The sequence below is a fragment of the Halomonas organivorans genome (assembly GCF_014192055.1).
GTDB classification, from domain to species: domain Bacteria; phylum Pseudomonadota; class Gammaproteobacteria; order Pseudomonadales; family Halomonadaceae; genus Halomonas; species Halomonas organivorans.
The window spans coordinates 21,571-27,811 of record NZ_JACHXM010000039.1; the positions used below are offsets into that span (position 1 = coordinate 21,571).

The 6,241-nt window shown below is 68.3% G+C and carries 7 protein-coding genes; 5 read left to right on the forward strand and 2 right to left on the reverse strand.

Features of this window, described 5'->3' with window-relative positions:
- Window positions 1-2 precede the first annotated feature (2 nt).
- The 5 genes from FHR96_RS20605 (at window position 3) to FHR96_RS20625 (ending at window position 4,885) form a co-directional block, all read left to right on the forward strand.
- Window positions 3-806 (forward strand): ABC transporter ATP-binding protein, encoded by an 804-nt coding sequence (locus FHR96_RS20605; RefSeq protein WP_183389592.1) that lies wholly within the window; start codon window positions 3-5, stop codon window positions 804-806.
- A 328-nt stretch (window positions 807-1,134) separates the two neighbouring features.
- Window positions 1,135-1,902 (forward strand): transporter substrate-binding domain-containing protein, encoded by a 768-nt coding sequence (locus tag FHR96_RS20610; RefSeq protein WP_183389593.1) that lies wholly within the window; start codon window positions 1,135-1,137, stop codon window positions 1,900-1,902.
- A gap of 85 nt (window positions 1,903-1,987) precedes the next feature.
- Complete coding sequence (locus tag FHR96_RS20615) at window positions 1,988-2,701, forward strand: ABC transporter permease (RefSeq protein ID WP_183389594.1); 714 nt, start codon at window positions 1,988-1,990, stop codon at window positions 2,699-2,701.
- A gap of 1 nt (window position 2,702) precedes the next feature.
- On the forward strand, window positions 2,703-3,455 hold the full coding sequence (locus FHR96_RS20620) for an ABC transporter permease (protein ID WP_183389595.1): 753 nt from the start codon (window positions 2,703-2,705) through the stop codon (window positions 3,453-3,455).
- Window positions 3,443-4,885, forward strand: coding sequence for an aldehyde dehydrogenase family protein (locus FHR96_RS20625; RefSeq protein WP_183389596.1), 1,443 nt, complete (start codon window positions 3,443-3,445; stop codon window positions 4,883-4,885). Before FHR96_RS20620 ends, FHR96_RS20625 begins: the two co-directional genes overlap by 13 nt.
- Before the next feature lie 264 nt (window positions 4,886-5,149).
- On the opposite strand, the gene FHR96_RS20630 is transcribed toward FHR96_RS20625, so the two are convergent.
- On the reverse strand, window positions 5,150-5,488 hold the full coding sequence (locus tag FHR96_RS20630) for a tRNA-binding protein (RefSeq protein WP_183389597.1): 339 nt from the start codon (window positions 5,486-5,488) through the stop codon (window positions 5,150-5,152).
- A 314-nt stretch (window positions 5,489-5,802) separates the two neighbouring features.
- Window positions 5,803-5,934 carry a helix-turn-helix domain-containing protein gene (locus FHR96_RS22650; RefSeq protein WP_183389598.1) on the reverse strand — a complete coding sequence of 44 codons (132 nt, stop codon included), beginning with the start codon at window positions 5,932-5,934 and terminating at the stop codon, window positions 5,803-5,805.
- Window positions 5,935-6,241: the final 307 nt, after the last annotated feature.

Sequence of the window (6,241 nt, forward strand, 5' to 3'; positions counted from 1 at the left end):
CTATGACATCATCGAGACAAGCCCCCTCCCCCGACGCCTCCGACCGCCTGGCGGTGGAGGTCCAGCACCTCGTCAAGCGCTACGGCGAGCTCGAGGTGCTGCGCGACGTCTCCCTCGAAGTTCCCGAGGGCAGCGTCACCTCGATCATCGGCGCCAGCGGCTCCGGCAAGAGCACGCTGCTGCGCTGTCTCAACCTGCTGGAACGCCCCGACCAGGGCGACCTGGCGATTGCGGATGAAGCGATTCGCTTCGACCGCAATCCCCAGGGCGACATCGTCGGCCTCGACCGGCGCCAGCTGCAGCGGCTGCGCGCCAAGGTCAGCATGGTCTTCCAGCAGTTCAACCTGTGGCCCCACTTCACGGTGCTGGGCAACGTCTGTGAGGCGCCGATGCGCGTCCAGGGCCTGTCCAGGCGCCGGGCCATCGAGCGCGCCGAGCACTACCTGGAGCGCGTCGGCATGGCCGACAAGCGCGACGGCTATCCGGCCTTCCTGTCCGGCGGGCAGCAGCAGCGCGTGGCCATCGCCCGGGCGCTGGCCATGGAACCGCGCCTGCTGCTGTTCGACGAGCCCACCTCGGCGCTCGACCCCGAACGCGTCAGCGAGGTGCTCGGCGTCATCCGCGACCTGGCCGACGAGGGCCGCACCATGGTGCTGGTCACCCACGAGATGGCCTTCGCCCGCGAGGTCTCCGACCAGGTGGTGTTCCTCGACCGCGGCTTCGTCGGCGAGGCCGGCACGCCGCGCCGGGTCTTCGAGGAGAGCCAGGATCCGCGCTGCCGGCGTTTCGTGGCCCCGGCGGCCTGAGCATCTTCACCTCCCTTTGACTCGGCCTGCGCGACGAGATGAGCGCCGGGGACAAGGCGTAGCGAGGGTTTTTGCCATGGGCGAGGCGGAAGGAGAAGAACATCCGGTGGATGTTCTTCCCGTCGAGCGGGTTGGCCACGGATGGCCAACCCAGGCCCTGCAAGCGGCGCAGGATGCAAGAGCGCCGCAGGGCAAAAGTAGCGCCCAGGGATGGGTTCACAGCGCCTCGCTATGGTCCGGCACCCCGGGGCTTGTCGCCGGAACAGCTCATCGCTTCCACGAGCAGAGAGTCACTCACGCCCGACACGACAATACCAAGGAGAACTGCATGAACCGTCCCCTGATCACCCTGACCGCCGCGGCCGTACTCGGCCTGTCCGCCACCGCCCAGGCCAGCGAGCCGCTGAAGATCGGCATCTCCGCCGAGCCCTATCCGCCGTTCACCTACACCTCCTCCGAGGGCGAGTGGACCGGCTTCGAGGTCGAGCTGGGCATGGCCATCTGCGAGGCCATGGAACGCTCCTGCGAGATCACTCCCACCGGCTGGAGCGGCATCATTCCCTCGCTCAAGGCCGGGCGCATCGACATGATCATGAACTCCATGTCGATCACCGAGGCGCGCAAGCGGGTCATCGACTTCAGCGATCCCTACTACTTCACGCCGGGCGCCTTCGTGGCCGCCGACGACCTGACGCTGGGCGGCCCCGACGACCTCGGCGGCAAGGTGCTCGGCGTGCAGGCCGCCACCACCAACGCCACCTACGCGCGCCGCGCCCTGCGCGACAGCGTCGGCGACATCCGGCTCTACGACCAGGCCGAGCAGGTCAACCGCGACCTGCTGGCCGGCCGCCTGGACGTGATCCTGGCCGACAAGATCGCCATGAACGAGTTCCTCGAGCGCGACGAGGCCGAGGGCTACGAGATCAAGGCCACCGCACCGCGCCACGAGGCCTACGGCGAGGGCGTGGGCATCGGCCTACGCCAGGACGACGACGCCCTGCAAGCCGACCTCAACGCCGCCATCGCCGAGGTCCGCGAGGACGGCACCTGCAGCGCGCTGTCCGAGGAGTACTTCGGCACCGACATCTGCACCTGATCCCGGTCCTCGACGACGCTCGTCCGGCAGGCGGCCCCGACCGCCTGCCGGCCTCGCCCTGTCTCATCAAGGACGCGACTTCCCCATGAACAACGTTTCCCAAGAGGGACTGCTCGACTGGGCCGGCCCGATTCTCCACGGCGCCCTGACGACCCTCGAGATCGCCGTGCTGGCCTATGCCATCGGCCTCGTACTTGGGCTGATCGGCGCCAGTGCACGACTCAGCCCCTGGGCGCCGCTGCGTGGCCTGGCCACGGCCTACTCCACCGCGGTGCGCGCGGTCCCCGAACTGCTGCTGATCATCCTGCTCTACTACGCCGGCTCCCAGGCGCTCACCACCCTGACCAACGCCCTGGGGCTGCCCGGCCAGGTCGCCATCAACGGCTTCGTCACCGCCGTGGGCGTGCTGGCCTTCGTCCAGGGTGCCTACATGACCGAAGTGCTGCGCGGCGCCATCCTGGCCATTCCCCGCGGCCAGCTCGAGGCCGCCGACGCCTTCGGCTTCTCCGCCTGGACGCGCTTCCACCGCATCGTCATTCCGGCCATGCTGCCCAACGCCCTGCCCGGCATGTCCAACCTGTGGCTGATCCTGATCAAGGACACCGCCCTGATCAGCGTGATCGGCTTCAGCGAGCTGTTCTTCACCATCCAGCAGGCCGCAGCCAGCACTCGCGCCCACTTCCTGTTCTACGCCGCCGCCGGGGTCATCTACCTGGCCATGACGCTGTCGTCCACGGCGCTGTTCACCCGCCTGGAACGCCGCGTCCGGCGCGGCCAGCCGCTGCGCGAGGAGGCCTGACATGGACTTTTCCTGGCTTCAGGACGGCTTCTATCAGGAGTACCTGATCGAAGGCTTCGTCAACACCCTGTGGCTGGTCGCGGTCTCCGCGATCGGCGGCCTGGCGCTGGCCGTGGCGGTGGCCATCGCCCGCCTCAAGGGCCCCCGCCCACTGGCCATGCTGGCCAAGGGCTTCACCACGGTGATGCGCGGCACCCCGCTGCTGGTGCAGCTGTTCTTCTTCTACTACGGCGTCGGTCGGCTGCTGGAGGGCATCCCCGGCGTGCAGGACAGCGTGATCTGGCCGCTGCTGCGCGATCCGTTCTTCTACGGGGCCCTGACCTTCATCCTCAGCGTCGGCGCCTACTCCGGCGAGGTGCTGCGCGGTGCCCTGCTCAGCGTGCCCCACGGCGAGCGCGAGGCGGGCCGCGCCTTCGGCATGGGGCCGGTCCAGGTGTTCTTCCGGCTGTGGCTGCCGCGGGCCGTCCAGCTGTGCCTGCCGACCCTGACCGGCGAGATGATCCTGCTGCTCAAGTCGGTGCCGCTGGTGTCCACCATCGCCCTGATGGACCTGCTGCAGGCCGCCAACATCATTCGCGACGAGACCTTCCTGGTCTACGAGCCGCTGATGCTGATCGCCGGCATCTACCTGGCCATGACCGTGGTGCTGACCCTGGTGCTGCGCCAGGTGGAACGCCACTTCCCCGGCATGCAGCCGACGCGTCACCGCTGGCTGCCCCTGCGTCGAGACGAGACCGCCACATGCAAGCACTGACCCATCACTTCATCGACAACCGCTGGGTGGAGAGCCGTGGTAGCCGATGGCTACCGGTCACCGATCCCTACCGCGAGACGCTGATCGCCGAGATCACCGCCGGCGCCCCCGAGGACGTGAACGCCGCCGTGACCGCCGCCCGCCGCGCCCTGCCCGGCTGGCGGGCGCTGGGCGGGGCGGCGCGCGGCGCCTACCTGGACGCCTTCGCCGACGCCCTGGCCGCGCGTCGCGGCGAGCTCGAGGCGCTATCCAGCCGCAACAACGGCAAGCCGAAAGCCGAGGCCGAGCAGGATCTATCCGATGCCATCGCCTGCTACCGCCACTATGCCGAGGAGGCCCGCACGCTGGACGATCGCCAGGGCGAAACCGTCGCCACCGGCGAGGCAGGGCTGGTGTCGCGCCGCTACCGGGACCCCGCCGGCGTGGCCGGGCTGATCACGCCCTGGAACTTCCCGCTGGTGAGCAGCGCCTGGAAGCTGGCCCCGGCGCTGGCCGCCGGCTGCACGGTGGTGTTCAAGCCCTCCGAGGTCACCCCGCTGCCCGAGCAGGCGCTGGCCGAGATCGCCGAGGCCATCGAACTGCCGCCCGGCGTCTTCAATCTGGTACACGGCGACGGCGGCAACGTCGGCGCGCCGCTGACCGCCCATCCCGGCGTCGACAAGCTCTCCTTCACCGGCAGCAACCCGGTGGGCGAGGCGGTGATGGCCGCCGCCGCCCGGGGCACCCGCAACGTCTCGCTGGAGCTTGGCGGCAAGTCACCGATACTCGTCACCGAGGACGCCGATCTTGACCAGGCGGCGGAGCTGGTGCTGGCGGGCTTCTGCTACAACGCCGGCCAGATGTGCTCGGCCACCTCGCGACTGCTGGTCCACGAGCAAATCGCCGATGCCCTGCACGATCGGCTCGACGCGGCCATCGCCGAGCTGGTGGCCGGCGACCCGCAGGACGCGGCCACCACTCTGGGCCCGCTGGTCAACGCCACCCAGCGACGCCGGGTGAACGCCTACCTGGCGGAAGCCGAGGCCGAGGGCCTCGTGCCCACCACCACGGTCCGGCTCGTCCTGCCCGACCAGGGCCATTTCGTCGCACCTAGGGTGTTCCGCGACGTGCCGACCGCGAGCCGGCTGTGGCGCGAGGAGATCTTCGGGCCGGTGCTGTGCGCGCGAGCCGTCCGTGACGACGACGAGGCGGTGGCCTTGGCCAACGACAGCGACTTCGGGCTGGCCGCCACCGTGGTGGCCGGCAGTCACGAGCGTGCCGAGGCCGTCGCCTCGCGCCTCACCGCCGGCAACGTCTGGTGCAACACCTATCAGGTGGCCCCGCCGGGGCTCGGCTGGGGCGGCATGAAGGGCAGCGGCATCGGCCGCGAACTCGGCCGCGCGGGCCTCGACGCCTATCTCGAGACCCGCTACGTGACTCGGCCGGCCTGAACCCTGGCGGTCAACACCGGCCGTCGTTTCCCCCTTCCCGCAACGCAACGGGGCCGCCCACTGGGCGGCCCCGTCGTCGCTGAAATGACCTCCCAGCATCATGCCCCAGTCGGTGTCCGAAAAGTCGACGAGCGAAGGTGAGACAAGGCAAACATCAGCGAAAGGCCGGAGTTTACGAGCCGTAAATGAGGACCTTGATCGGACTCGCGCACGAGCTGATGTTTAACGCCGTATAGCCGAGCGCAGACACTTTTCGGACATTGCCTATGCCAGGCGCGCCCCGTTGGGCACTGGCAGGTCGGGCGTCGCCAGCACCACCGCGCCGTCATCGCGATGAAAGCCGGTGACCAGGCACTCCGAGCGCATCGGGCCGATCTGCTTGGCGGGAAAGTTGACGACCGCGACCACCTGCTTGCCCACCAACTCCTCCGGCTCGTACAGCTCGGTGATCTGGGCGCTGGATTTGCGCACCCCGATCGCCTCGCCGAAATCGACCCGCAGCCGATACGCCGGCCGCCGCGCTTCCGGGAATGCCTCGGCCGCCACGATGGTACCCACGCGCAGCTCGACCCTGGCGAAATCCGCCCATTCGATCTGTTCCATGCCGTTCCTTCCTCTCGCTACTTTCTCGATACCTTCTCGCGCGTCGCCCGCCCTATCCCGTCCGGAACGTCCACGCCATGTCGGGCAAGAGGCGGAGGAAGCATCATGCAATTCGCCCCATGGAGCCCTTGTCGCCAGCCACGACAGATGCCGACCTTTCCAGCCACACCTCACCACCCGGCATGGCGGCGCAGGCCGTCAGCACGACACGCCTCGGCAAGCTAACGCCAATGGCCGACATATCGACTCTCCACTCGAATATCGTATGGGCAGTTTGCTCGCCATGGTGTGGGAAGGCTTGTCGATTTCGGCCATCAGTGCCGGCGTCGAAAGGCGCTCGGCGTCGTGCCATGTCGGCGGCGAAAGTGGCGGCTGAACTGGGCACCGTCGGCGAAGCCTCGGACCAGCGCTATCTCAGCGATCGAGGCTTCGCGGATCACGGGCACTCTTCAAGCACGTTGGAGCAGAGTCATAACGCCAGCTCATCAACTGTCCGGATAAATAATCGATGTGGCTCAGTGTTCGACCTGCTTAGACTCGTGGGGCGTCTACAACAATCGGCGATGAGACATCACTGGCAGGACCGTAGCAACCGGACATGCCTCCGGGGCCGTTCCCCTCGATGTCTCAGCCGGACAACAGGAGCCAATCATGAGTACAGCCAATCGCGGAGTCGTCTACAAGGGCCCGGGTGAAGTCGCCGTCGAGTCCATCGCCTATCCGGAACTCGCCCTGGGCAATCGCAAGTGCGAA